22 protein-coding genes, 1 tRNA gene and 1 pseudogene are annotated in these 24203 nt (G+C 66.6%); 3 read left to right on the top strand and 21 right to left on the bottom strand.

Features of this window, described 5'->3' with window-relative positions; genetic code table 11:
- Positions 1-192: 192 nt before the first annotated feature.
- The 4 genes from dld to CQ039_RS01575 form a co-directional block, all read right to left on the bottom strand.
- Positions 193-1881, bottom strand: coding sequence for a D-lactate dehydrogenase (gene dld, locus CQ039_RS01590; RefSeq protein WP_105562131.1), 1689 nt, complete (start codon positions 1879-1881; stop codon positions 193-195).
- A 97-nt stretch (positions 1882-1978) separates the two neighbouring features.
- Positions 1979-4153, bottom strand: a complete 2175-nt coding sequence (locus tag CQ039_RS01585; protein WP_105562130.1) for a glycoside hydrolase family 3 protein — start codon at positions 4151-4153, stop codon at positions 1979-1981.
- A 61-nt stretch (positions 4154-4214) separates the two neighbouring features.
- The gene (locus tag CQ039_RS01580; RefSeq protein ID WP_199183535.1) at positions 4215-6293 is read right to left on the bottom strand and encodes a glycoside hydrolase family 3 protein; all 2079 of its coding nucleotides are present in this window, start codon (positions 6291-6293) and stop codon (positions 4215-4217) included.
- A 1132-nt stretch (positions 6294-7425) separates the two neighbouring features.
- Positions 7426-8367, bottom strand: a complete 942-nt coding sequence (locus CQ039_RS01575; protein WP_105562128.1) for a LacI family DNA-binding transcriptional regulator — start codon at positions 8365-8367, stop codon at positions 7426-7428.
- 118 nt (positions 8368-8485) lie between these two features.
- Here CQ039_RS01575 and CQ039_RS01570 point away from each other — a divergent pair, with 118 nt between their 5' ends.
- Both CQ039_RS01570 and CQ039_RS01565 read left to right on the top strand, forming a co-directional pair.
- Positions 8486-9535, top strand: a complete 1050-nt coding sequence (locus tag CQ039_RS01570; protein ID WP_105562127.1) for a LacI family DNA-binding transcriptional regulator — start codon at positions 8486-8488, stop codon at positions 9533-9535.
- 217 nt (positions 9536-9752) lie between these two features.
- Positions 9753-9980, top strand: a complete 228-nt coding sequence (locus CQ039_RS01565) for a hypothetical protein (RefSeq protein WP_105562126.1) — start codon at positions 9753-9755, stop codon at positions 9978-9980.
- A 254-nt stretch (positions 9981-10234) separates the two neighbouring features.
- Here CQ039_RS01565 and CQ039_RS01560 read toward each other — a convergent pair whose 3' ends face one another.
- From CQ039_RS01560 to CQ039_RS01520, 10 genes and pseudogenes are all read right to left on the bottom strand, one after another.
- Positions 10235-11341, bottom strand: a complete 1107-nt coding sequence (locus CQ039_RS01560) for an alpha/beta hydrolase (protein ID WP_158255969.1) — start codon at positions 11339-11341, stop codon at positions 10235-10237.
- Positions 11342-11600: 259 nt separating this feature from the next.
- A complete protein-coding gene (locus tag CQ039_RS16750) occupies positions 11601-12068 on the bottom strand; it encodes a hypothetical protein (RefSeq protein ID WP_233190103.1) in 468 nt (155 codons plus the stop codon).
- A 3-nt stretch (positions 12069-12071) separates the two neighbouring features.
- Positions 12072-12197, bottom strand: a pseudogene (locus CQ039_RS16940) (helix-turn-helix domain-containing protein); the annotation flags it as partial.
- 704 nt (positions 12198-12901) lie between these two features.
- Positions 12902-12978: transfer RNA gene (locus CQ039_RS01550), tRNA-Pro, on the bottom strand.
- Between the two features lie 71 nt (positions 12979-13049).
- Positions 13050-13466 carry a MerR family transcriptional regulator gene (locus CQ039_RS01545; RefSeq protein WP_105562123.1) on the bottom strand — a complete coding sequence of 139 codons (417 nt, stop codon included), beginning with the start codon at positions 13464-13466 and terminating at the stop codon, positions 13050-13052.
- 6 nt (positions 13467-13472) lie between these two features.
- Positions 13473-13781 (bottom strand): integration host factor subunit alpha, encoded by a 309-nt coding sequence (locus tag CQ039_RS01540; RefSeq protein ID WP_105562122.1) that lies wholly within the window; start codon positions 13779-13781, stop codon positions 13473-13475.
- A gap of 71 nt (positions 13782-13852) precedes the next feature.
- Positions 13853-14830 carry a beta-ketoacyl-ACP synthase III gene (locus CQ039_RS01535; protein ID WP_105562121.1) on the bottom strand — a complete coding sequence of 326 codons (978 nt, stop codon included), beginning with the start codon at positions 14828-14830 and terminating at the stop codon, positions 13853-13855.
- Positions 14827-15900 carry a phosphate acyltransferase PlsX gene (gene plsX / locus CQ039_RS01530; protein WP_105562120.1) on the bottom strand — a complete coding sequence of 358 codons (1074 nt, stop codon included), beginning with the start codon at positions 15898-15900 and terminating at the stop codon, positions 14827-14829. Before plsX ends, CQ039_RS01535 begins: the two co-directional genes overlap by 4 nt.
- 98 nt (positions 15901-15998) lie before the next feature.
- The gene (locus tag CQ039_RS01525; protein WP_105562119.1) at positions 15999-16532 is read right to left on the bottom strand and encodes a DUF177 domain-containing protein; all 534 of its coding nucleotides are present in this window, start codon (positions 16530-16532) and stop codon (positions 15999-16001) included.
- The gene (locus tag CQ039_RS01520) at positions 16529-17056 is read right to left on the bottom strand and encodes a ubiquinol-cytochrome C chaperone family protein (protein WP_105562118.1); all 528 of its coding nucleotides are present in this window, start codon (positions 17054-17056) and stop codon (positions 16529-16531) included. Before CQ039_RS01520 ends, CQ039_RS01525 begins: the two co-directional genes overlap by 4 nt.
- An 87-nt stretch (positions 17057-17143) precedes the next feature.
- On the opposite strand from CQ039_RS01520, the gene CQ039_RS01515 reads away from it, so the two are divergent.
- Positions 17144-17623 (top strand): outer membrane protein assembly factor BamE, encoded by a 480-nt coding sequence (locus CQ039_RS01515; protein WP_105562195.1) that lies wholly within the window; start codon positions 17144-17146, stop codon positions 17621-17623.
- A 54-nt stretch (positions 17624-17677) separates the two neighbouring features.
- Here the strand turns inward: CQ039_RS01515 and CQ039_RS01510 are convergent, their stop codons facing one another.
- The 7 genes from CQ039_RS01510 to CQ039_RS01480 form a co-directional block, all read right to left on the bottom strand.
- Positions 17678-19828 carry a sodium-translocating pyrophosphatase gene (locus tag CQ039_RS01510; RefSeq protein ID WP_105562117.1) on the bottom strand — a complete coding sequence of 717 codons (2151 nt, stop codon included), beginning with the start codon at positions 19826-19828 and terminating at the stop codon, positions 17678-17680.
- A 181-nt stretch (positions 19829-20009) separates the two neighbouring features.
- Positions 20010-20435 (bottom strand): hypothetical protein, encoded by a 426-nt coding sequence (locus CQ039_RS01505; protein ID WP_105562116.1) that lies wholly within the window; start codon positions 20433-20435, stop codon positions 20010-20012.
- A 39-nt stretch (positions 20436-20474) separates the two neighbouring features.
- Positions 20475-21464, bottom strand: a complete 990-nt coding sequence (gene thiL / locus CQ039_RS01500) for a thiamine-phosphate kinase (protein ID WP_105562115.1) — start codon at positions 21462-21464, stop codon at positions 20475-20477.
- Positions 21451-21945 (bottom strand): transcription antitermination factor NusB, encoded by a 495-nt coding sequence (gene nusB / locus CQ039_RS01495; protein ID WP_105562194.1) that lies wholly within the window; start codon positions 21943-21945, stop codon positions 21451-21453. Before nusB ends, thiL begins: the two co-directional genes overlap by 14 nt.
- 41 nt (positions 21946-21986) lie before the next feature.
- Positions 21987-22451, bottom strand: a complete 465-nt coding sequence (ribH, locus tag CQ039_RS01490) for a 6,7-dimethyl-8-ribityllumazine synthase (protein WP_369831537.1) — start codon at positions 22449-22451, stop codon at positions 21987-21989.
- On the bottom strand, positions 22445-23578 hold the full coding sequence (ribB, locus tag CQ039_RS01485; RefSeq protein WP_199183534.1) for a 3,4-dihydroxy-2-butanone-4-phosphate synthase: 1134 nt from the start codon (positions 23576-23578) through the stop codon (positions 22445-22447). The genes ribH and ribB overlap by 7 nt, the downstream gene beginning before the upstream one ends.
- Positions 23578-24168, bottom strand: a complete 591-nt coding sequence (locus CQ039_RS01480; protein WP_105562112.1) for a riboflavin synthase — start codon at positions 24166-24168, stop codon at positions 23578-23580. The genes ribB and CQ039_RS01480 overlap by 1 nt, the downstream gene beginning before the upstream one ends.
- Positions 24169-24203: the final 35 nt, after the last annotated feature.

Raw genomic sequence — 24203 nt, 5'->3', positions numbered from 1 at the left:
CGGTCGCCGATCTCACAGCGGATGACGTGTATAGCCGACATAGTGTCCTTCTCCCGTCCCCGAACTTCTTCTCCGGAAGTTACAAGCAGTCCATCCTGCTTCTTACGAGCAGCCGCGTCAATCGACGGCAGGGGGTCGCAGCCCCTCACAACCCCCCTTCCCGCCGACGCAGCGGCCGCCCGCCGCAGGTCGCTAGATCCAATTTCGGCTCCTGTTCGTGCCGCCGAGCCCCGGATTGTAGGCGTTGCGCGGATCCAGACGGCGATAGTGCTCGGCCAGGGCGGGCTTGGCCTCGTAGAGGTGGCCGACATTGTGCTCGGCAGGGTATTCCGCGCCCCGCGCATCGAGCAGCGCAAGCAGCCGATGCTCGAGAGCGACCGGATCAACTCCGGGCCTGACCAGATAATCCTGATGGAAGACGTGACAGAAGAAATGTCCGTAGTAGAGCTTGCCGACCAGAGCAGCCTCGATATCGGGCGGCAGGGCTTCGAACCATTGGGTGGCGTTGCGCGGCAAGGCGACGTCGAGCGCGACGATCTCGCCGACGTGGTCGGGATCGACCGCGCGGCGTCGGACCGCAGCCCCGGCGACCGCGAACCGGTGCAGCATCGCCAGCTCCGCCTCGCCCGGCTCGCACTCGAACATCGCGCCGCTCCCGGAGGGGAATAATTCGTCCAGCAGGGCGCGGTGATAGTCACGGGCGGACGCTGAAACCTTGAGGATGAGGTGGTGCTCATAGCGCCGCCGGAAGGCCCGCAAGCGCGGCGGCACCGGGTCCGGCAGCCATCGGCCGACGGCCTGAAGCAACCGGTCGGAAATCCTGCGGCCCGGAACCACCCGGCCGGCGACCCGGTCCAACCAGGTCTTTGCGCGGAACAGGAGCGGCAGCCGGCCGGCTCCAAGCGCGCGGATGGCGAAGACCGTATCGCGACCATAGGCGTCGGCGAGATCGAAGGCCTCGCGATGGATGTACTCCGCCGAGATCGCCAGCTCCGGAGCCTCGCTCAGGGCGCGGCGACGCAGGACGGTCAGTTCGGAAGGATCGTTGACGCCGATGTAGAAGACGGATGCGCCCGCGCTCGCCGGGAAGGTGTCCAGCCTCACGGCGAACACCATCACATGACCCGCGCTGCCGGACGCTTCGAAAAGCCGGCTGGGATCGGCGTTGAACCGTGCGGGGGTCGTGGCGTCCACCTGGCGGACGGCCTCGGCATAGTCGTCGGCGGCGGAGGCCGCCCGGCCGTCGTGGACGACGTCGTCCGGCGCGAACTGGCCCCGTTCCAGGCGCGAAAGGATGGTTTCGGGATCTCCGTCCAGCCGGATGCCCAGACGGTTGCGCAGGACCAGCCGCCCGTCGGGCTCCGACTGGGCATAGAGGGCGTATTCCGTATAGGCCGGTCCGCGCTGGATGAGCGCGCCGCCGGAGTTGTTGCAGACCCCGCCGACGACCGACGCCCCGATGCACGACGACCCGATGACCGAATGGGGCTCGCGTCCCAGGGGCGCCAGGACCCGTTCCAGGGTCGACAGGGTCGAACCGGCCAGACAGACCACCTGCTCGCCCCCGCCCAGGACATGAACGCCGCCGATCCGCAGGGTGCTGACGACCACGACAAGGCGGTCATACTGGCCGTCAGGCGTTGATCCCCCCGTGAGGCCTGTATTGGCCGCCTGGACGATGACGATCAGATCATAGGCCGCGCAAAGCTCGGCGATCCGCCACATCTCCACCAGCGTCGCGGGTCGAACGGCCGCCAGGATCGGCGCGCCGCCCGTCCGGTACCCCGTACAGTAGGGCTCGGCGGAGGCGCCGGTGAGGACATGGGCCCGTCCGACGATGGCCGCGAGAGCCGCCAGCGTCTGTGTTCTGGCGTCGCTCACCGAAGGCCCCCGACCGGATCGCCCGGCGCCGCGACGGCGGGCGCGACCCCGAAGCGGCCGCGCGCCCCCTCCCCGTGTAAAATTCGCAGCCTAGGGATCACGCCGGCAACTGACCGATCACGGAATGATCGACGGCTGAACGTCCGATCGCCAGGTCGAGGGCGACGGTTTGGCAGGCCCAGACGCCGGCGTCCTCGTCCCAGCGTCCATAGGCGCGCGGCTCCAGGTCGAGTCGGACGCGGACGCTCCGCCCCGCATCAAGTTCCACGCGCGTGTACCCTGCGAGACGCCATGTCCAGACCCCGTCCGCGTCTGGCGCCCTTACATAGACTTGCGGGACATCGGCGCCGCTGCGCTCTCCGGCATTGGTGACGGTCAACCAGACGGCGGGCCGGGCGCCTCCCGAAATCTCGACATCGCCGTAGTCGAACCGGGTGAAGCTGAGGCCGTGGCCGAAGGCGAACAAGGCCGTTCGCCCCGAAGCCTCGAACCAGCGATAGCCGACATTGGCGCCCTCGATGTAGTCGACCGCAAAATCCTCGATCGCGGGCCGCGCCTCTCCCTCGGCCTTGCGACGATCGCGCTTCTCCACGGCGTCGAGGCCGACGGGTTGGGGACGTGGCGCCTGATCGTCCGAGGCCGGGAAGGTCAGCGGCAGACGGCCGGAGGGGTTGACGTCCCCGAACAGAAGGCGCGCGATCGCCTCGCCGCCACGCTGCCCGGGGTACCAGACGGCAAGCACGGCCCCGACCTCCGCGACCCAGGGCATGAGCACGGCTCCGCCGCTCTGCAGCACGACGACGGTGCGGGGGTTGGCCTGCGCGAGCGAAGCGATCAGCGCGTCCTGCCCGTCGGGCAGGGCCAGGGACACCAGGTCGGTCGCCTCGGTCCGCCACTGGGTCGCGAAGACCACGACGGCGTCCGCGCGGGCGGCCGCCGCGAGGGTCGCGTCCAAATCCTCGCCGGAGAGGAACTCGACCGTCGCATCCGGAGCAAGGCCGCGAATCGCCGCGACCGGCGACGAGGCGTGCAGCGTGCGGCGGCAAAACCATTCACTGTCCGCCCCCGGCGCCTGCGTCTCAAGAGGAGCGCCGCCGACAGACCGGACCTGGGACGAACCGCCGCCGGACAGGACGCCGATGTCGGCGTCGCCGCCGACCAGGAGAAGCCGGCCGGTCCTGGCCAGGGGAAGCGCTCCGTCCCGATTCTTGAGCAGCACCGCACCCGCCTCGGTCGTGCGCTGGGCGACGGCGGCCCCGACCGCATAGTCAATCGCGGTCTCAGAGCCTTCGGCCGGATGGTCCAGCAGCCCGGTCCGGATCATGCCCGTCAGGATGCGCGCAGCCATGTCGTCCAGCCGGGCGAGAGGGACCCGCCCCTCGTCGACGGCCGCCTTCAGACGATCGGTGAAGAAGACCGCTCCGTTCAGCACCAGATCAAGCTCAAGGCCGGACTCCTGGTCCAGCCCCGCGAGCGCCGCCTTCTCGGTCGAATGGACCCCGCCCCAATCCGACATGACCCAGCCGTCGAAACCCCATTCGCCTTTGAGCACCTGGTTGATGAGCCATCCATGTTCGCCCGCATGCTCGCCGTTCACCCGATTGTAGGCCGTCATGACCGAGGCGGGCTTGGCGACGTCAAGGGCGATCTCGAAGGCGAGAAGGTCGCTCTCTCGCAGGGCGACCGGTTCAATCCGGGCGTCCAGAACCATCCTGCCGGTTTCCTGGGAATTCAGGGCCAGATGCTTGAGCGTACAGGCGACGTGGTTGGACTGGACGCCATCGACGCCGGCCCCCGCCAGGCGGCCGGACAGGACAGGATCTTCTCCCAGATATTCGAAATTGCGACCGGCCCAAGGGTCGCGGGTGATGTTGCAGGCCCCGCCCAGCACGACGTTGAAGCCCTTGGCGCGGGCCTCCGCCCCAACGAGGCGCCCGCCCGCAAAGGCGAAGCCGGGATCAAAAGTCGCCGCTGTCGCCAGATACGACGGCATCGCCGTAGCCACGTCTCCGGGCCGCATGTTGAGGACATTGGCCACGCCCATGCCCGAGTCCGTGATCCGCATCGCCGGGATCCCCAGGCGCGGAATCCCCGGCGTGAACCCCGCCGCCATCGGCATTTCGAGGGCTTTGGCCTGGGGCGAAATGAACGGGAAAAAGCTGGACGCCATTGCGACCTTCTCATCCAGGGACATCTGCGCCACGAACGCATCGGCCCGTACCCGGGCGGCGTTGGACTCAGAGCGCGCGGTCCGCGCCAGAAGTTGGGTCATCGTCAATCACTCTCTGCGGCAGTCGCTGCGTCGCGGTCGATGACCGCGCGTCGGCAGCGGACTACCGACCCCCTTGCGTCAGTTGCGCCGCGCCCTGCAGGCCAGAAGCGCCCGCCGACATGGACACCCGGACGCCGTAGGATCCTGCGTCCCGGCGCCAGGCGTTGTTCTCGTAGGAGGCCAGAACCCACGGGTCGGCCTCGATCGTCACGCGCCGGCTCTCCCCGGGCTCCAGCGCCACCCTCGCCCAGCCCGCCAGACGGTGGGTCCTGCCCGGCGGCGCGACATAGAGCTGGGGGGTGTCGACGCCGGATCGCTGACCGGTGTTCTTCACCGTGAAGGTGACTTTCAGACGGTCGCCATCCTCGACCCGCAGGTCCGAATGGACGAAGTCGGTGTACGTCAGACCGAAACCGAAGGGGAACAGCGGCAGGGCGCGGGTGCGCTCGAACCAGCGATAACCGACGTCGCTGCCCTCGTGGTAGTCCGTCGAGAAGGGCGCGGGCTCAGGCGAGAACAGCGTCGCCTTGGGATCATAGCCGTCGACGGCGACGCGGGGCAGTTGCTCCACCCCGCGCGGGAAAGTCATCGGCAGCCGGCCCGAGGGCGAGACGACGCCGGTCAGCAACCGAGCAATGGCCTCTCCGCCGCGTTGCCCCGGATACCAGGCCTGCAAGACCGCCGGCACGGACTCGAGCCAGGGCATGAGGACCGGATTGCCGGTTTCAAGGACGACGACGGTGCGCGGATTGGCGGCGGCCACGGCAGCGATCAGATCATCCTGGCCTCTCGGCAGGGATAGATCCGGCGAGTCGAAGGCCTCGGTGCCCTGCTTCAGAGCAATGACAATGGCGACATCCGCCTGAGCTGCGGCGGTCGCGGCGCGGGCCGGGTCGGACCCGTCGTCGTAGAGAATTTCCATATCAGATCGCAGAGCCTGGAGCGCCGCGACCGGGGACGACGGCACAAAGGCGTACTTCCCGAGAGAGGCGAGGCCGGCGGCGTCGCCTTCATGACGGATCCCGCCCCAAGGATTGACCATCGAGCCGCCCCCGCCGACCAGAACGCCCCGGTCTGCCTCGCCGCCGATCACAACGATGCGACGGCGCCCTTCGAGCGGAAGCAGTCCACCGTCGTTCTTCAGGAGCACCGCGCCGGTCTCGGCCACGTGCTGCGCCAGTCTGGAGTTCGCCTCGCGATCGATCGCGCCGCCAGGCGTCGCCGGATGTTCCAGCGCGCCGACGGCGATCATCGACCGGACGATCCGGAAGGCCCGATCCCGGACCGCGCTGGCGGGCAACTGGCCGCGAGCGACCGCTCCCGCCAGGTCGGCGAAATAGTCCGTCTCCTGAGGCGAGTGCTGGTCGAGCCCGCCCTCGACAGCTTTTTCGAAATCGTGGACCCCGCCCCAGTCTGACATCACCCAGCCGCGGTAGCCCCAGTCTCCCTTGAGCACCTGATTGAGAAGCCAGTCGTTCTGGCATGTGTAGTCGCCGTTCAACCGATTGTAGGCGCACATCACCGAACCCGGCTGGCCGCGATCGATGGCGATCTCGAACGCCAGCAGGTCGGATTCGCGGGCCCCTGCTTCGTCGACTCTCACGTCGATGACGCCGCGGCCGCTCTCCTGATCGTTGAACGCGAAATGTTTGACGGTCGACACCACATGCTGGCTCTGGATCCCGGCGATGTTCGCCCCGACCACGCGCCCCGCGAGCAGCGGATCTTCACCGGCGTATTCGAAATTCCGCCCGTTTCGCGGCTCTCGCGCCAGGTTCAGACCGCCGGCCAACATCACATTGAAGCCCTTGGCATGCGCCTCGGCGCCGATGGTCTCGCCCACCCGCTCGATCAGATCCGGATCAAAGGTGGCCGCCCAGGCCAAGCTGGCCGGGAAGTTTGTCGCCTGGTCCTCGATACCCCGGATCCAGCCCTTCATATTCGCCACGCCGAGCGGACCGTCCGAGAGCTGAAGCTGCGGCCAGTTCAATCGAGGAACACCCGCCACATATCCCGCAGACCGGATGGTCCCATCGGTGGTCACAGGCGGCGTGGCCTCGAACCGTGAGGGACCGGCGGTGATCTGGGAGTCCGTCGCCTGTCGGGTCCGCAGCAATTGCACCTGCTCGTCGAGGGTCATTGCGTCCACGATCTCAGCGGCGCGCCGATCAACGTCGACGGCTGCAGAGGCTGCGGCGACCGACGGTGATTGGACCGGCGGCTCAATCGTGGCGCAGGCCGCAGCGGTCAGAAGGGCGCTGGACGCCAGCAGGCGAATGACGAACGGGGTCATGCTCGAGCCTCTTGTGCAGTTTGAAATTTCTGGCCGGGCGCGCTCCGTTTGATGGGACCGCGCGAACTCATCCAGGCTCGGGGCTTCTCCAGCCTGTCGTCGCTGATCGAGACCTGCAGCCCCCAAGCCGACCTCGGGCTGCAGCCCTTGTGCATGCGGCGCCTGGCCGATGCGACAAAGCCGGTTTGCGCGCCACAGGTCACATCGGCGACACAAACGTTTCCGAGCCCGTCGGCGGACGTCTTGCCGCTCTTCCCGCTCTTCTGTTGGGCCGCGCCGGGAAGACACGAGACGGGACCCGACGACTTCCAGAGACTGGCCGTGGTCGCAGCGGCGAGGGCTGGAGCGAGGACAGTCGCCGATACCGTCGCGCCCGCGCGCGCCACAGCCGCTGGGCGTCCGATCGGATATTGCGCCATGCTGATCGTCCTATCCTCCAATGGGAGTCAGCCCCGACTGTCCGGACGTCCCGGGCGGCGTCGGTCTTCCCATTCCCCCTGCCAGTCACTGCTGGCTTGAAGCCGTAAGACAACGTTTTCCTCTTCATGTCCAGTTCGGCGTGATCAGACTCTATATCGGCCTATTGTCGCAGGTTCCCGGGAAAGAACTCCGACCACAACTCGAGACAACGATTGCCAAACGCACCGATCAAGGCCGCGTTCGGGCGTGGACCGGCCTTGCTGCGAGAGCGACTGGCGAGGCTGATGGCTCAGCCCGCCGCGACCGTTTGCAATCGAGACGAGCGCAGCGGCGCGCTATCGGTCACCAAGGGCGCCATAAGGCTCTGATCCACGAGCCCGCCGAACACCGCCTGGAGGCCTTGAGAATTGCCTGGGGAGACAGTGTTCGGCCCAAAGAGCACCAGCGCCCGCATGACGAGCGCGAGCGGCCTTGCCGTCGGCGAGCTGCACGGAGGAGATTCAGGCGGAGCCCGCCGGGCCAAGGCCGTTGACGGAGGTCCCGGCGGCGCAAGCGGCTATCAGAGGAACCGCGATGCGAAGCTTTGCGGGGTCGGCGGACGATCGCCGCCCACGATCTGGGAGATCGCGGCCTCAGCCATCTCTCGCACCGGAAGCACCTGTCGGCGGATGTGGCCGCTCGTCAGGCGCAGGGCGGCGGTATCCTGGAAGCAGATGATGGCCGAGGCTTCCACCCCTCTCCGCCTCAAGGCCTCGTTCACGCCGAGAGCGGCTCCGCTCGAATCGCAGATAAAGGCGGTGCGATCCGGCGCGGCCTCTGCCGCGCCCAAGCTGAGGCCCGCCTCGAAGTCCTGAGCGGAGATGGTCTCAAGCACCACCGCGGCGCCAGATCGCTTCACGACCGAAGACAGCGACCGGCTTCGCGCGGCGCTGGCCCAGGCAGGCTCCCCGCCGCGCGCATAGATAATCCGCTTCGCTTGCGACCCGCGTGCGATCTCGAAAGCGGCGTCGGCCGCGGCGGACGCATCGACGCCGATGGTCGCTCCCTTCCGCGGGTCGCCCAGTATGCGCACGTAGGGCACCTTGGCCTCGATAAGCGATGCGATCAGGTGAAGATCGTCAGCCGCAGGACTCCATAGGATCAGGCCGTCGGGGCGAAGGCGGTTCACCAGGGCATCGACCAGCCTCTGTGCGGACGAGGTCTTCAAGACCTGGTCGGCGATCAGATGGTAGGATCGCCTCCGGCACGCCTCCACAGCGTGTCTCTGGAATTCACCAGACACGTCCGACCCCGTCTCTCCCATCACCATGGCGATGATGGATGACCGATCGAGGAGAAGCCCCCTAGCGAATGCATTTCGCTGAAATCCGAGCGCCTCGACAGCGTGCTCGACCCTGCGGGCGGCATCCGCGTTGACTCGTATGCCGTTGATCGCCCGCGAGGCGGTCGGCGCGGAAACCCCTGCGAGCGCAGCGACGTCCTTGATCGTCGGTCGAGCCAAAGATTACCTCACAAACACACAGAAGCCCGGCGACACCGCACCATCCGCTCCATGCCGACCATGGGCGGGGACCTGGAGCAATCTGGCGGAAAGTCGGAACTTGGTCTAGCGTCACACAATGCCAGATCCATCGCATGCGCCTCGTCGTCGTCCTACCATAAAGGACGTTGCTCTAGCAGCCGGTGTCTCATTCAAGACGGTTTCCCGGGTCACGAACGGCGAGGCCGTCGGCGCATCGCTCAAGGCGAAGGTCGATCAGGCGATCAGCACCTTGGGCTATAGACCGAACCTCGCCGCGCGGCGGATGGGAGGGGGTCGCTCGAACCTGATCTCCTTCATCGTTTTCACGATGACGGATGCGACGCGAGACAACGACGGCTTCGTCATGGCCCTGGAAGCGGGCATGATCGCCAGATGCCAGGCGCTCGGCTACAGTCTGGCGATCGAGATGGTTGATGCGGGCTCGAACGCCGCTTCCGAAATGGTGAGCGTGCTGAGGGGCCTCGAAACGGATGCGATCATCCTGGCTCCGCCGCTGTGTGATGATCCTTCCGTCCTGGCTGTCGTCCAGCAATCCGGAAAGCCTCTCGTCCGATACGGACCTGCGGCCGATTTCGGTCGCACGCCCTATGTCACGATCGACGACGAGGGCGCAGCCTATGAGCTGACCCGGTACATCCTTTCGCACGGCCACACGCGCATAGGCTTTGTCGAGGGCCCCGAAGCGGGTTCCGCAAAGGCACGCCGCCGCGGCTATCTGCGGGCGTTGGAGGAGGCTGGCGTGGCGGCCGAGGAAACCTTGATCGCGCCGGGCAGCTACACGGTGAGATCCGGTGAACGCGCCGGAGCGTCGCTTCTCGCCCTCGCCAAGCCGCCGACTGCGATCTTCGCCGCGAACGACATGATGGCCTTCGGTGTCCGGAGAGCCGCAGAAGCGCGCGGCCTCAAGGTGCCCGAAGATCTTTCCATTGCCGGCTTCGACAATATCGACGCCATCGTCGGCGCCTGGCCGGACCTGACGACCATACGTCAGCCGGTCGGAGACGTCGGCGCGGCGTGTATCGACGCGGCCGTCGCCCGCCTCGACGGGAAGCCTGACGTCGGGATCGTGCTGCCGTGCGAACTGGTGCCTGGCGCAACCGTCATCAAGCCGCGCTCCCGCAGCTAGGGCGGAGATTTGCGCGCCTCGGCGGCCGTACAGACCGCGACTGGCGCGCAGGCCAAATCCTCATTGATCGAATCCGCCAGCCGCATGGCTGACGACAGGGGCGACAGGCGGCTCGCCGATTGGCGGGCCTAGGCGTGTTTTCGAAGAGGGGTTGAAGACAACGTTTTCAATGATAGGCTTCCTTCATTCCGCGGAGACGGAAACGGAGGAATAAATCATGGCGCACGCGCCCGTTGACTACACTTCCCATGGCCATAGCGACCGGAATGCGCCTCTCAGCGGCCTTCCGACCATCGTGGGCGGATTGATGGCCCTCGTGGTCATGCTGCTCATTCTGGCGACGGCTCGACTTGCGTACGACCACTGGCTGGCTGGTCCGGCGGAGCAACTCGCCCGCGAAGCCATACAGGCGTCAAACAGCGTGGTTGTGACGTCAGGTCATTGATCCTCTGATTGTGACCGGGGCGTGCACTGCGAAGGCATGCGCCCTCCGATCCCGCGACACCTCGGCGCCGCCGGCGAACACCACGCCTCCCAGCGATCAGGGCTGATCACCGGCTCGCGTCACAGCCCTTAGTGCTGGCTGCGACGGCCGGACGTTCGCGGATCGAAACGGACTTCAGCGCGCCGCGATAGCCTCTTCCAAGCCCTTTCACTAATGCCCCCTGCGCCCGCTCGCGTCGCCTCAGGACTGTGGCGTCAGTCGGCGGGCGAAGATGGCGGCCGTCGCTGAGGCTGGTCTGCCGGCGTCGTCCCGCCTGTATGGCTGCGATAGAAGGCGATCATCCGGGTGAAATTCTCGCGGGCGTAAGGCGTGCTCATATCATCAGTGTAGCCGTGTCCGAGCAGCGCCACGTCGCGTCCAACGAAGTAGAAGTCGTGATCGACGCCCAGGTCGGTCAGACGCCGCGCCATTTCCTGGGCGTGGGCCGGAAAGGTGTCGTCGCCGTTTCCATCGGTGAGGTAGGTGGCCGGATAGTCGGCGCCCAGATGAGCCAGGATGTCGGCTTGCCGAGCCAGCGGGCCGTTCACATCCTTGGTTCCCAGATAGGACCACATCATGAAGCTCGGATTCCAGGGGAGGTCCGAGAACCGCAAAGGCGCGACGATGACGCCGAGCGCCTTGAGCCGCTCTGGCGTTAGGGCCGGGGTCACGCCGATCTCCGCAGCGTAGGACGGATTGGTGACAATCAATCCATACTGCGCGGTGATGTGTGCGCCCCCGCTGCCGCCCATGACGATGACGTTGTCCATGTCCAAACCATAGTCCGCCGCATGAGCGGTGAAGTAGGCGATGGCCTCGTTCAACTGTTTCGCAGGCGTCGGAAAGTGGTACTCAGGCGACTGAACGTAGTCGAGATTGACCACGTTAAAGCCTTCACCCGTGACCCGGGCCAGCATGCTGCCAGACGCCTGTCCGGATGCGGCGATAGGATCTCCGGAGTCCTTGTCCCCGAAAGCCCATCCGCCACCGTGGAGATAGAAGATCGTCGGATGCGACGCTCGGCCGTCACCGGCCGGGTACCAAATGTCGGCGAAGCTGTTGGGCAAGCTCTCGCCATAGCGAATATTGGTCCGCACCCTTTGTCCGGAAGTCAGGCGCTTCACCGCCTGCGGCCCCCGGGGCGCGAAGCTGTTAACCGGTTCCCCCTTGTTCACGAGGAGCTGAATGACCCGCACCATGCCGGTTTGGCTCGTCGCCACGAAGAACGCCGTGGCGCTGAGAACGACCACCAGGCCCAGCAGTGTGATCGCCGTCCACTTGAGGATCGTGACGAACCCTCGACGCTTTCGAGCAGTGACCATGATCGTCCTCCAGCGCGGCGCACCGGCGCCGGGAGCCCCCATATGCCCCGCCGCACGTTGATAGACAACGATTTCTATACTCTTGCTCGCTCGACTGATGGACGGACGTCGAGGATTTCCGCAACCTGAATGGTCGAACAGGTCGCTGCCGCTATCGGAACATCGGCCGCCGTCGCGCGACCCCGGCGCCCGTCGATGCGCCTCGAGGTGGGAGCGCCCTGCCCTCCTGAGCGCTCCTCGTCACCAGCCTTTGGTCACATCAGCTCGGCTGTTTCGTTTGCGGAGCGGGGCCAGAAATCTTGAGGTTTGCGCTGCCGGAGAAGGCTTCAGCGTCGATCCCCGCCCGAATTAGGGCTTGCAGCATTCGAATGGCGCCGCTGACATCGACGCCCTCGTTCAGCACCTGACTGATCGCCAAACCACGGGCGGCGCTGACGATCAGTCGAAACAAATCGCTCGCGATCCCGCCCGGAAATTCCGATTTTAGCCTTTCGCGCGCCGCTGCCTCCACATTGGCCTGGATGGTCTTCAGCCGCTCGACAAGAACCGCATCGCCCCGGGACCCCTGCAGGATTTCCTGTACGGCGACCGCGGAGGGCTGGCTTAGGACCTTCCAGGCGGCTTCGGGGTAAGCGATCAGGCGCTCGGCGGGCCCTTCCGTCCCTTTCAGGAGGTCGGCGTAAAGGTCCAGTTCGTCCTCGAAAACGGCCTCGACGACGTAAGCCATGAGATCATGTTTCGTGGGAAACTGATGGAGCATCGCACCCCGACTGACGCCCGCCGTCTTCGCAACCAACATCGTCGTCGTCGCAGCATAGCCATGCTCGAACAGGCATTGGACCGCCGCTTGGAGCAGTACGCGGCGTGTCGTTGCGCTGCGTGCGGCCTGGGTCCTGCGCTGCGGTCGCGCGGTTTTGTCCGAGACCGCTAAGGCGTCTGATACGAAATCAGTCTTGGAGATGGCGTAACCCCTTTTCCTGGACGTCGAACCCGGACCATGACGAGCGTTCGGAGGCTGCCCAGACGCAAGCCCGCACCATCGGCGTGCTGCTGGTCCCGATACCCACGGGTCTGGCAGGCCGTGTGGGCGGCGACGCCGAAAGACTACACCGGACGCAAAACCGAAGTCGAGACTGCGAGCGCGGGCGCGTGGTCTTCAGCCTCCACTTCGCCGCTGAGCCGCCGGTCAGGCGCAGCATGGACGACATGGCCCTCACTCCGCGCCAAGCGCAGCGGGTCGTTAGGGGCTGTCTAGCGTCGTCCGGCGCTCCCATCGTCGCCGCGGCCGTCCCCCAGGCCCGCAGCGGCCCTCGCCCGCAGAGCAGGGAGCCGTCGGTGTGTCGTGTTGACCGGGCATCCCCATGGCAGCCCGCCCAGCTACGGCGCTTGGGGTCAGACGCCCTGAAAAGCCCTGCAACGGTCTGACACGGAATGCACGGGGTAGGCGAACGAATCAGGGCGCCAAAATCATCCTGCTCCCCATATGTGCCCCAGCGCAGAATTGGAAAGGGGCCGCCCGAAAGCGACCCCTAAAATCCGCCATAAAACCAAAAGGTTAGATGGTCGGAGCGACAGGATTCGAACCTGCGACCCCTTGACCCCCAGTCAAGTGCGCTACCAGGCTGCGCCACGCTCCGAAGGCGCTCCGTATAGACGGCGATTCCGCAGTCCGCAAACGCTAAAATGCTCTTTGAACAACAAGTTCGCCTCAGCGGCGCAGAACGGCGTCCAGACGCGCCTTCGCCGACTCCAGGTCGGCCAAAATCGCACCCAGACGCGCGGCTTCAAACGGCGCAGCAGTCACGGAAGTCGTCGGTTCGCGCTCCACGTCGGCGTCGATCTCCAGCGCCGTCGCCGGATCGCCATAGGCGGCCAGACGGGCCAGGCCCTGCTCCTTGTGCAGGCGCTGGACGCCCCGAATGGTCAGCCCCTCATCATGCAGCAGCCGCCGCACGCCTTTCAGGACGGTGACGTCCTCGGGCCGATAGAAGCGGCGGCCGCCCGCGCGTTTCACCGGGGCGATGAAGTCGAACTTCGTCTCCCAGAAGCGCAAGACGTGCTGGGGCGCGCCGACTTCGTCAGCGGCTTCGGAAATAGTGCGAAAGGCGTTCGGGCTTTTGGCCACGTCAGACTAGTCCTCGACGACCGCGTCGTGGACCCGGCTCTTCATGATCTGCGAAGCGCGGAAACTGATGACCCGGCGCGGATTGATCGCCGCCGGTTCGCCCGTCTTGGGGTTACGTCCCATACGCGCGCGCTTCTCGCGCACCTGGAAGACGCCGAAGCCGGATAGCTTCACCGTCTCGCCGCGCTCAAGCGATTCGACGACCAGTTCGAGCGTGCGCTCGACCAGGCCAGAGCATTCCTGGCGGGATAGGCCCACCTCTTCATGCACCGCCTCGCACAAATCCGCCCGGGTCAGGGTGTCTTGTCCCGTCACTGCGTCTCTCCGCTATCAATCCGCACGCATAGAAGGGCAAAGTCGGCCCGAATCAAAGCCCTGAATGCAAATCAGAGACGGAAGGCGCAGGCCCCCCAGGTCAGACCGCCGCCCATGGCCTCGATCACCACCAGGTCCCCTCGCTTGATGCGCCCATCCTTGATGGCCGCATCCATGGCCAGGGGGATGGAGGCCGCAGAGGTGTTGGCGTGCATCGCGACGGTCGAGACGACCTTGTTTTCGTCCAGCCCCAGACGCTCGCCAACCCCGCGAATGATGCGCTGGTTGGCCTGGTGCGGCACGAACCAGTCGATCTCCGGGATCTCGACGCCTGCCGCCTCGGTCGCGCCGACAATGGCTTCAGCGATATTGACCACGGCATGGCGGAAGACCTGGTTGCCCAGCATCTTGAGGTGGCCGACCGTGCCGGTCGTAGCCGGACCGCCGTCGACATAGAGCATGTCGCCCTTGGAGCCGTCACAGCGCAGGGCAAAGCCTAGAACGCCCTGATCAGCCTTGGTCCCCTGCCCTTCACGCGGCTCCAGCACAAAGGCGCCGGCGCCGTCGCCAAACAGGACGCAGGTGGTCCGGTCGGACCAGTCCATCAACCGGGTCATTTCCTCGGCGCCGATGACCAGGGCGCACTTGGCCATGCCGCGCGCGACAAAGCCGTCAGCCACGCTCATGGCGTAAACGAAGCCCGAGCAGACGGCCTGAACGTCGAAAGCGATGCCAACCGGCGCGCCCAGCTTGCGCTGCACGATGGCGGCGGTAGCGGGGAAGGTCTGGTCCGGCGTGGTGGTGGCGACGATGATCAGGTCCACATCCGCCGCCGTCTTGCCCGCGTCGGCCAGGGCGCGGCGCGCGGCCTCGACCGCCAGGTCGCTGGTCGGCTCGTCATCGCGGGCCTGATGGCGTTGTTTTATGCCGGTGCGCTCGACGATCCACTCATCGGACGTATCGACGAACTTGGCCAGGTCGGCGTTGGTGACGATTTTTTCCGGCAGGAAGGAGCCGACGCCGGTCACGGCGCTGCGGATGACGCTCACTGGTGGGTCTCCCCGAGGGTTTCGGCGACGGGCGCGGGCTGCTCCAGGGCGGCAAGCCGCCCCAGGTTGGCCCCGACCTTGGCCATGTAGTCGCTGCGCGCCAGGTCAACGGCAATGCGGATGGCGTTTCCATAACCCTGGGGCGTGGCGCCGCCATGGCTTTTCACGACAATTCCGTTCAGACCCAGCAGAGGACCGCCGTTGATGGCGTTGGGGTCGATCTTGGCTGCCATGCGCTTCAGCGCCGGCATGGCGATCAGGGCGCCCAGCTTGGCGACCGGACCCGAGGTCAGGGCCTCTTTCAGCAGGCCCGAGATAAAGCGCGCCGTGCCTTCGGCCGTCTTCAGGGCGATATTGCCGGTGAAACCGTCGGTGACGATGACGTCCACCGTGCCCTTGGCGATATCGTCGCCCTCGACGAAGCCATGATAGTTCAGCGGAATGCCGCCCTCGCGCAGGATGGCGTGGGCCTCGCGCACCTCGTCGTGGCCCTTCATGTCCTCGGAGCCGACGTTGAGCAGGCCGACCGTGGGCTTGGCCACGCCGTGCACCGCCGACTGGAAGGCCTCGCCCATGATGGCGAACTCGATCAGTTGCTTGGCGTCGCTGCCGATATTGGCGCCAACGTCCAGAACCGCGGTGTAGCCGCGCGTCGTCGGCCAACTGGCGACGATGGCCGGGCGCTCCAGCCCCGGCGCCGCCATGCGCAGCAACAGCTTGGAAATGGCCATCAAGGCGCCGGTGTTGCCCGCGGAAACAGCAGCGCCGGCCTCGCCCGTCTTCACGGCTTCGATGGCGTTCCATAGGCTGGAGCCCTTGCCCCGGCGCATGGCCTGAGCCGGCTTTTCGTCCATGGCCACGACCTTGTCGGTGTGGCGCACATCGCAAACGGCGTCGGTCAGGGCGCAGCGCGCCATCTCGGCGCGAATCGCCGTCTCGTCGCCATGCAGCAGGAAACGCACGCCCTCGCCGTCATGCCGCGAGAGATAGTCCTTCACGCCGCCGACCACGACCGAGGGACCGTGGTCTCCCCCCATGGCGTCAAGCGAGATCAGTGTTGGGGATGCCAAGTGGAAATGGACTCCGTCGCCGTCTTGTCGCGGCGCTTCATATAGGGATGCAGGACGCAAATGTCGCACCCTTGGGATGCTACCAGCCCGACGTCAGGTCAACCTTCGCCGTTATCGTCCTTGGATTGCAGGGCCTTCAGCACCGCGAAAGGCGAGATTTCGCCCGGTTCCTTGGGCTGTTCAAAGACTGCGCCGGGCTTGCGCGGAAACGGGTCCAGGCTCAGCGCCAGTTGTTCGACGGCGTACTGACCCAGGTCCAGGCGGCCGTCTTCGATCTGATCGGGCGAATCGTCGTCCATCTCGAGGTCGATTTCCCCCTCTTCGTCGGGCTCGCGCTCGGTCGCCTCGACCATCTGCACCGAGAACTTGCGATCAACATGAACCGGCAAGGGCTCCAGCGTCAGGCCGCAGGTCTGGACCGCGTCGGCGACGACCCGCCCCTCCATCCGCCACCCCGAGACGGTGGGGACCAGCTTGATGTCGGCCTCGAAGGCGTTCAGCGCCTGCAGGTCCAGGGCGCGAGCGATCCGCTTGCACGCCTCGACGTCGGGCGTCAGCCTGCGCTCCAGGCCCGCACCGATCTGATGCAGGCGCAGCGGTTCGCTGTAGGGCAAGGGAGGCAGGTCGGTCATGCAGCGATCTCCGCCCAGGCCGGAGCCTTGGACACAGCTTCAAATGATTGTGGCGTCAGGTTCTGGCGCGAGGCCACGGCGTAACGCGCCAGGGCCAGTCCGGTGTCGGCGTCGGTGCTTTCATAGACGTTCTTGGCCAGCGACGCCGCCAGAGCATCGACATCCTCGGCGCGCAGCGGGGCTTCATAGGCGCTCATGCGGCCATAGAGGGACTCGCCCAGCTTGCGCATCTTCTTGCCGACCGAGACGTCGCCCACGCCTAGTTCGCGCAGGGTGTGGTCCAGCGACGAGATATAGGTGTCGAACAGCTTCTGGGCCGCAACCTCGCCCCGCTCGCCGTCCTGCTTCAAGCGCAGGAAAAGAATCAGCACGTGCAGGGTATAGAGCTCGAACCGCGCATCGATCCGGTCGGCCACGCCCAGGGCGGTGTAAAAGGCCGGCTGGCGGGCCTGTTCGACCGCCAGGGCATACAGGGCGTCGCCCTGACGTTCGTCGGGTCGTTGTCGGAAGAGATTTCTAAGCATGAGCAACAGCCCCTTTTTCGCCGCGCCGTTGCACTAGGACGCAGCGCCGGTTAGGTCAAAGACCTTGTTATGCTGAGGCGGACGCTGATGCCCCGATTTACACCGATCTTCGCCGCCGTCGCCCTGGCCGCCGCTGCTGGCGCCTGCGCGCCCGTTGTCGCCACCCAGGGCTTCCAGGCGATCGACGCCAAGCCCCAGGACGTGGAGGTTGGCGCCGATACCAAGGAAACCGTCCTGGCGCGTCTCGGCTCGCCCTCGACGACTTCGACGTTCGAGCCCGACACCGTCTGGTACTACATGACCCAGATGACCGAGCGGTACACCTACAACAAACCTGAGGTGTCGCAGCGCACGGTGACCGAAATCACCTTCAACAAGGCCGACGACAAGGTCGCCGCCGTTCGCACCCTCAGCCTCGCCGATGGCCGCGACATCACCATGGAACGGCGCGAGACGCCGACCCGCGGCCGCCAGCTGACCATCCTGGAACAACTGCTGGGCAACGTCGGCCGCGGCCAGCTGCCGCGCACCGAAGAAGACGTCCCCGGCCAGCGCCGCCCGGACTAGGCCTCCTGGTTAGAAAAATCAGGCCCCGAGGAGCGATCCTCGGGGCCTTTTTCGTCAGACGATCTTCCCGCTGGCCAACACCGCCAGCAGCAGCAGCGCCACGATGTTGGTGATCTTGATCATCGGGTTCACCGCCGGACCGGAGGTGTCCTTGTAGGGATCGCCCACAGTGTCACCGGTGACGGCGGCCTTGTGCGCCTCCGAGCCCTTGCCGTGGACCACACCGTTCTTGTCGGTGAAGCCTTCCTCGATCAGCTTCTTGGCGTTGTCCCAGGCCCCGCCGCCCGAGGTCATCGAGATGGCCACGAACAGGCCGGTCACGATCACGCCCATCAGCATGGCCCCCAGTGCCGCAAAGGCGTTGGCCTTGTCCGGCTGGATGAACAGGACCACCACGAACAGGACGATCGGCGACAGCACCGGCAACAGGCTGGGCACGATCATCTCGCGGATGGCCGCACTGGTCAGAATATCCACGGCCTTGCCGTATTCCGGCTTGGTCTGGAAGGTCATGATGCCCGGGTTCTCACGGAACTGACGGCGCACCTCGGCCACCACGGCCTCGGCGGCGCGACCCACCGCCGTCATCGACATGCCGCCGAACAGGAAGGGCAAGGCCCCGCCGAACAGCAGGCCCACGACGACGTAGGGATTGGACAGGTCAAAGGCGACCGCACCCATCCCGTGGAAGAAACTGCCCGGCGTCGCTTCGGCCGAGAAGTGCTTCAGGTCTTCTACATAGGCGGCGAACAGGACCAGCGCCCCCAGACCCGCCGAACCGATAGCGTAGCCCTTGGTCACGGCCTTGGTCGTGTTGCCCACGGCGTCCAGGGCGTCGGTCGAGACGCGCACTTCCGGCGGCAGGCCCGCCATCTCGGCGATGCCGCCCGCGTTGTCAGTAACCGGACCAAAGGCGTCCAGGGCCACAATCATCCCCGCCACACCCAGCATGGTCGTGGTGGCGATGGCGATGCCGAACAGGCCCGCCAATTGGAAGGCCGCGACGATGCCGACGATGATGGTCAAGGCCGGCAGGGCCGTGGACTCCAGCGAGACCGCCAGACCCTGGATCACATTGGTGCCGTGACCCGAGACCGAGGCGTTGGCCACCGACTTGACCGGACGGAAGCCGGTGCCGGTGTAGAACTCGGTGATCACCACAATGGCCGCTGTGACCAGGAGGCCGACGACGCCGGACCAGAACAGGTTCATCGGCTGGATCAAGAGGCCGCCAGACGTCTCGACCGCGCCGGGCACCAGTTGGCTGATGACCCACCAGACCGCGACGACCGACAGGACGCCGGTGACGATCAGGCCCTGATACAGGGCCCCCATGATGTTGCCGCTCTTGCCCAGTCGGACGAAGAAGGAGCCGATGATCGAGGTCACGATGCAGATGCCGCAGATCGCCAGCGGCAGCAGCATCATCACTTCGACATAGGGCTGGTTGCGGAAGAAGATGGCCGCCAGAACCATGGTGGCGACGGTCGTGACCGCATAGGTCTCGAACAGGTCGGCGGCCATGCCGGCGCAGTCGCCGACATTGTCGCCCACGTTGTCGGCGATGGTGGCCGCGTTGCGGGGATCATCCTCGGGGATGCCGGCCTCGACCTTGCCCACCATATCGCCGCCCACGTCGGCGCCCTTGGTGAAGATGCCGCCGCCCAGTCGCGCGAAGATGGAGATCAGCGAGGCGCCGAAGCCGAGCGCCACCAGGCCATCGACGACCGTGCGGCTGGTGGGCTCAAAGCCCATGCCCTGGGTCATGAAGGCGTAGTAGCCCGACACGCCCAGAAGCGCGCCGCCCGCCACGAACATGCCGGTGATGGCGCCCGAGCGGAAGGCCAGGTCCAACCCCTTGGCCAGGCTTTCAGACGCCGCCTGGGCCGTGCGCACATTGGCCCGCACCGAGATCAGCATCCCGGCGAAGCCGGCCGCGCCGGACAGCACCGCCCCGATCAGGAACCCGAGTGCAGCCCAGGGCCCGATAAGCAAAAAGGCCGCGACCAAGATCACGACCCCCACCATACCAATCGTTGTGTACTGACGCTTCAGATAGGCCGAGGCCCCTTCCTGAATCGCCGCCGCGATTTCTCGCATCCTGTCGTTACCAGTGCCGGCCTTCATCAGGGCGGCGGTCTGGACGGCGCCGTAAAGCACCCCCAGCGCGCCGGCCGCGATGACCAGCCATAGATAGTTCGTCATGGCGTTTCCAAGCCCTTGTGCAACAAGCACACGGATCCTTGGCGCGGGCGGGCTTTGCGCCTCTCACCGCCTTCCGGTCCCCCCGTGCGCCTACGGACGCAACCTCACGTCCCCCGGGAATTGCGGCTTAACAGTGGCAAAAGGTTCGACGTGAAGCAACAGCGGTTTCTCAAGCTGTGCTTTAGACGCCCTGCATGCCCGTGCGGCGACGCGGGGTCTGGCTGACGACCTCGACGCGGGTCACCGCGCCGCGCCCGATCAGGGATGAGGCCGAGCGGATCAGGCTGGCGCTCAGCGCCGCCGTGTCCAGGGCCAGCCAGGTGTCCGGCAGGACAAAGGGCGTGCGATGCCCGGCCTTGATCAGGGCGTCACGCAGCCAGGCTTCCTTGGCCCGCACCGCCTCGACGGTGTGGCCCGGCCCCAGATGCAGCTTCAGGACGATGAAGACATAGTTGCGCACCCGGCCGTCGGTGATGATCGGCAGCCCCACCCCCGTCATATTGACCACGGCGGCGGCGGGCGCGGCCTTGTCGCTGGCCTGCACGGTTCCGGCGACCGCCGAGGCGGTCAGAAGGGCTCCAGCCTGGATCAGGGCGCGACGTTGCATGGGCTCTACCCTGCCCTGCCCCGGTTAGGATTCCGTTGCCTAGTCGTGGGTCCAGCCTGAGCGGGTGGGCGTGATGGCCTGGCCGAGGTGACGCACGATCACGCCCTTGCCGTCGATCACACGGCCGATGCGGGTCAGGCGCAGGTGCCGGCGTTCTGCTTCGCGGCGCAGGGCGTTCTCGGCTCCGGCCGGGACGGTCAGGACGACCTCGTAGTCGTCGCCGCCGGTCGCCAGAAGCTCCAGCGCGCCTTGCGGATCGACGCGGCTGTCCAGCCAGGCCTGGGCCGCCGCCGACAGGGGCAGGACCTCCAGATCCAGCTCGACGCCGACCTTGCTGGCCTCCGCGATGTGGCCGACGTCGGCCAGCAAGCCGTCAGACACGTCGGCGCTGGCGGTGGCCAGGCCGCGCACGACCGAGGCGAACTCGACGCGCGGCATGGGGGTGCGATAGGCGGCCTCCAGCGCGTCCATGCGCTCAGGCTCCAGCGACAAGGCGCCTTGCACGGCCTGCAGGCCCAGCCAGCCGTCGCCAATCGTGCCGGTGACAAAGACCAGGTCCCCGGGCCGCGCCCCCGACCGGCTGACGGTCGAGGACGACGGGGCCCAGCCCATCATGGTCGCGGAGAAACTGGCCGGCCCCGGCGTCTTGACCGTGTCGCCGCCCAGCAGGGCGATGTCGAAGATGGCCTGATCGCGCCGCAGCCCGGCGACGAAAGCCTCGCGCTCGGGCCAGCCGCAACGCTCGGACCAATGGCAGGCCAGCAGGTAGCCGAAGGGCTCGGCCCCCTTGGCGGCCAGATCGGACAGGTTCACGCGCAGCAGCTTCTGCGCCACCGTATCCAGAGGGTCGTCAGGCAGGAAGTGGACGCCCTCGATGATGGCGTCCTTGGTCAGGACCAGATCATGCCCCGGACGCGAGGGCAGCACGGCCACGTCGTCGGCCAGCCCCCTCGCCCATTCCGGGTGCGCCAGCGGCTTCAGCAGCCGCTGGATCGTCTCGAATTCGCCAGCGACATCAATCGCGGGCATCGCGCGCCACGCCGTCGAGCGCCGCGTTCACGAACTTCGCCTCTGCTTCATCGAAGAAGGCCTTGGCCAGCTCGACATACTCGTCGATCACGATTTCACGCGGCACGTCGGGCTTGGACTTCAGTTCCCAGGCGCCGCAACGCAGCAGGGCGCGAAGCGTGGCGTCCAGACGTTCCATCCGCCAGTTGGAGGCCAGACGCGCCTTGACGGCCTCGTCGATGGCCCGCTGATCCTCGACCACGCCGTGGACGATGTCGGAGAACCACTGCTCGTCAGCCTCGGCCAAGGGCGCGCCGTCGATGTCGGCGTCGAAACGGTGATTGCGGAACTCCCTGACGACGACGTCCACGCCCTCGCCCGCCAGTTCCATCTGATACAGGGCCTGAACGGCGGCCAGACGGGCGACCGTGCGGGCGCGACGCTGACGGCTGGTCAGTTGCGGCTCGGCGCGGACTTTCTCGGCCTCAGCCAGTTGAGCCATGACTTCGGCGACGGTGGCCGGGGTGGTGTTGGTCGGCTCGGTCACGAGGCCAGTCCTCCGCGCAGGCGCTTGCGCAGCGCAATCAGGTCCAGGCAGGCGCGAGCGGCGCCGCCGCCCTTGTCGCCTTCGCTCATCCGGGCGCGCGCCCAGGTTTGCTCTTCGTCCTCGGTCGTCAGGATGCCGTTGCCGATGGCCAGGCCCTTGAGGCCCAGGTGCATCAAGCCAGCGGCCGACTGATCCGAGACGATCTCGAAGTGGTAGGTCTCGCCGCGGATGATGCAGCCCAGGGCCACATAGCCGTCATAGCGGGGCGCCGTCGGATAGCGACCGGCCTCTTCGGCCAGGGCGATGGCGGTCGGAACCTCCAGGGCGCCGGGCACGGTGACTAGGTCGAACTGCACGCCTTGCGCGCGCAGGGCGTCCTTGGCCCCTTCCAGAAGGGCGTCAGCCAGATCGTCGTAGTAACGCGCCTCGACGATCAGGACGCGGGTGGGGTCGTTCAGGATTGGTCTTCTCCGTCCATGTCGCGCCAGCCGGCGATGCGCAGGCCGTAGCCTTCTAGCGCCGTCGGATTGGGGCGGGTCGAACTCATGATGATCATGTCGCGCACGCCGAGATCCAGCAGGATCTGGGCGCCGACGCCATAGGCTTTCAGGGCGCGGTCCGCCGCAGCGGGCTTGTCGCCGCCGACCAGACGTTCCGACAGGCGATGCAGGCCCGGATCGCGCAGGAAGACGGCCACGCCGGGTTCCTTGTCGGCGCTGAGCGCCTTGAGCGCGCGGGGGATATAGTCCTGACGGGCCTCAATATGGCCCAGCAGGTCGGCGGCGAAGTCGATCTGGTGCATCCGCACAACGGTCGGCTTGGTCGGGTCGATGTCGCCGTGGATCAGGGCCACATGCTCGGCGCCCTCGATGGTGTCCTTGTAGACGACCATGCGGAACGGACCCCCGTGGACGCTCTCGAACGGCGTATCCAGCACGCGCTCGACGAAGCGTTCGGTACGGCGGCGATAGGCGATCAGGTCGGCGATGGTGCCGATCTTCAGGCCATGCAGCTGGGCGAAGGCGATCAGGTCGGGCATCCGCGCCATGGTGCCGTCGTCCTTGATGATCTCGCAGATCACCCCGGCCGGGATCAGGCCCGCCATGCGGCTGATGTCGACGGCGGCTTCGGTGTGGCCGGTGCGGACCAGAACCCCGCCGTCGCGCGCGACCAGGGGGAAGATGTGGCCCGGCGAGACGATGTCGTCGGCGCCGCGCGACGGGTCGGCGGCGACCTGGACCGTATGGGCGCGGTCGGCGGCGGAAATGCCGGTGGTGACGCCCTCCTTGGCCTCGATCGAGATGGTGAAGGCCGTGCCCATGCTTTCACGGTTTTCAGCGGCCATCGGCGGCAGGCGCAGGGCCTTGGCGCGATCCGCCGTCATGGCCAGGCAGACCAGACCGCGCGCGTGCTTGATCATGAAGTTGATCTGATCCGGCGTCGCGAACTGGGCCGGAATGATGATGTCGCCCTCGTTCTCGCGATCCTCGGCGTCCACCAGGATGTAGGGACGGCCGTTGCGGGCGTCCTCGAGAATGTCCTCGATCGGGCTGATCGGGCTATCGTTATGATTCACTGCAAGCTGCATCACGCCGTCTCCTGCCACCGCGCGAGGTAGCGCGCCAGCATGTCGATCTCCAGGTTGACCTTGTCGCCGACCGTCAGGCCGCCGAGCGTGGTCGCATCCCACGTATGCGGAATGATGTTCAAGTCGAAGCGGCGCTCTTGCACCCCATTCACGGTCAGGGAAACCCCATCGACGGTGATTGAGCCCTTGGGCGCGATAAAACGGTGCAGAGGCGCCGGCGCCTCGATCACGATGCGGTGCGATCCGCCCTCGGGGGTGATCGACACGACCTCGCCCAGACCATCGACGTGGCCCGAGACGATGTGGCCGCCCAGTTCGTCGCCCAGCCTGGCCGCGCGCTCCAGGTTGACGCGGGTGTTCTCGGCCCAGTCGCCCAGCTTGGTCTTGGACAGGGTCTCGCCCGAGACCTCGACGGCGAACCAGCCCTCGCCCTTCTCCGTCACGGTCAGGCAGCAGCCCGCGTGGCTGATGGAGGCGCCCAGGTCGATGCTTGCCGTGTCCCACACGGTCTCGACCTCATAGCGACGGTCGCGGTCGGTTTGGCGGACGCTGCGGACGCGGCCGATGTCGGTGACGATGCCGGTGAACATGGATACTCCGGTCCCTTCGGACCCAAAAAACAGAG

Source organism: Brevundimonas sp. MYb52, assembly GCF_002979535.1.
GTDB lineage: Bacteria > Pseudomonadota > Alphaproteobacteria > Caulobacterales > Caulobacteraceae > Brevundimonas.
Note: the sequence above shows the minus strand (reverse complement) of the source record. Positions and strands in the feature narration are given on the sequence as shown.

What these genes read in the sequence shown, in the direction of transcription:
- CQ039_RS01585 (WP_105562130.1), bottom strand. Translation starts at nt 4,153, where the DNA reads ATGACCCAACTTCTGGCGCGGACCGCGCGCTCTGAGTCCAACGCCGCC.
- CQ039_RS01580 (WP_199183535.1), bottom strand. Translation starts at nt 6,293, where the DNA reads ATGACCCTCGACGAGCAGGTGCAATTGCTGCGGACCCGACAGGCGACG.
- CQ039_RS01570 (WP_105562127.1), top strand. Translation starts at nt 8,486, where the DNA reads ATGCCAGATCCATCGCATGCGCCTCGTCGTCGTCCTACCATAAAGGAC.
- CQ039_RS01565 (WP_105562126.1), top strand. Translation starts at nt 9,753, where the DNA reads ATGGCGCACGCGCCCGTTGACTACACTTCCCATGGCCATAGCGACCGG.
- CQ039_RS01560 (WP_158255969.1), bottom strand. Translation starts at nt 11,341, where the DNA reads ATGGTCACTGCTCGAAAGCGTCGAGGGTTCGTCACGATCCTCAAGTGG.
- CQ039_RS16750 (WP_233190103.1), bottom strand. Translation starts at nt 12,068, where the DNA reads ATGGCTTACGTCGTCGAGGCCGTTTTCGAGGACGAACTGGACCTTTAC.
- CQ039_RS01525 (WP_105562119.1), bottom strand. Translation starts at nt 16,532, where the DNA reads ATGACCGACCTGCCTCCCTTGCCCTACAGCGAACCGCTGCGCCTGCAT.
- CQ039_RS01520 (WP_105562118.1), bottom strand. Translation starts at nt 17,056, where the DNA reads ATGCTTAGAAATCTCTTCCGACAACGACCCGACGAACGTCAGGGCGAC.
- CQ039_RS01515 (WP_105562195.1), top strand. Translation starts at nt 17,144, where the DNA reads ATGCCCCGATTTACACCGATCTTCGCCGCCGTCGCCCTGGCCGCCGCT.
- CQ039_RS01510 (WP_105562117.1), bottom strand. Translation starts at nt 19,828, where the DNA reads ATGACGAACTATCTATGGCTGGTCATCGCGGCCGGCGCGCTGGGGGTG.
- CQ039_RS01505 (WP_105562116.1), bottom strand. Translation starts at nt 20,435, where the DNA reads ATGCAACGTCGCGCCCTGATCCAGGCTGGAGCCCTTCTGACCGCCTCG.
- thiL (WP_105562115.1), bottom strand. Translation starts at nt 21,464, where the DNA reads ATGCCCGCGATTGATGTCGCTGGCGAATTCGAGACGATCCAGCGGCTG.
- nusB (WP_105562194.1), bottom strand. Translation starts at nt 21,945, where the DNA reads ATGGCTCAACTGGCTGAGGCCGAGAAAGTCCGCGCCGAGCCGCAACTG.
- ribB (WP_199183534.1), bottom strand. Translation starts at nt 23,578, where the DNA reads ATGCAGCTTGCAGTGAATCATAACGATAGCCCGATCAGCCCGATCGAG.
- CQ039_RS01480 (WP_105562112.1), bottom strand. Translation starts at nt 24,168, where the DNA reads ATGTTCACCGGCATCGTCACCGACATCGGCCGCGTCCGCAGCGTCCGC.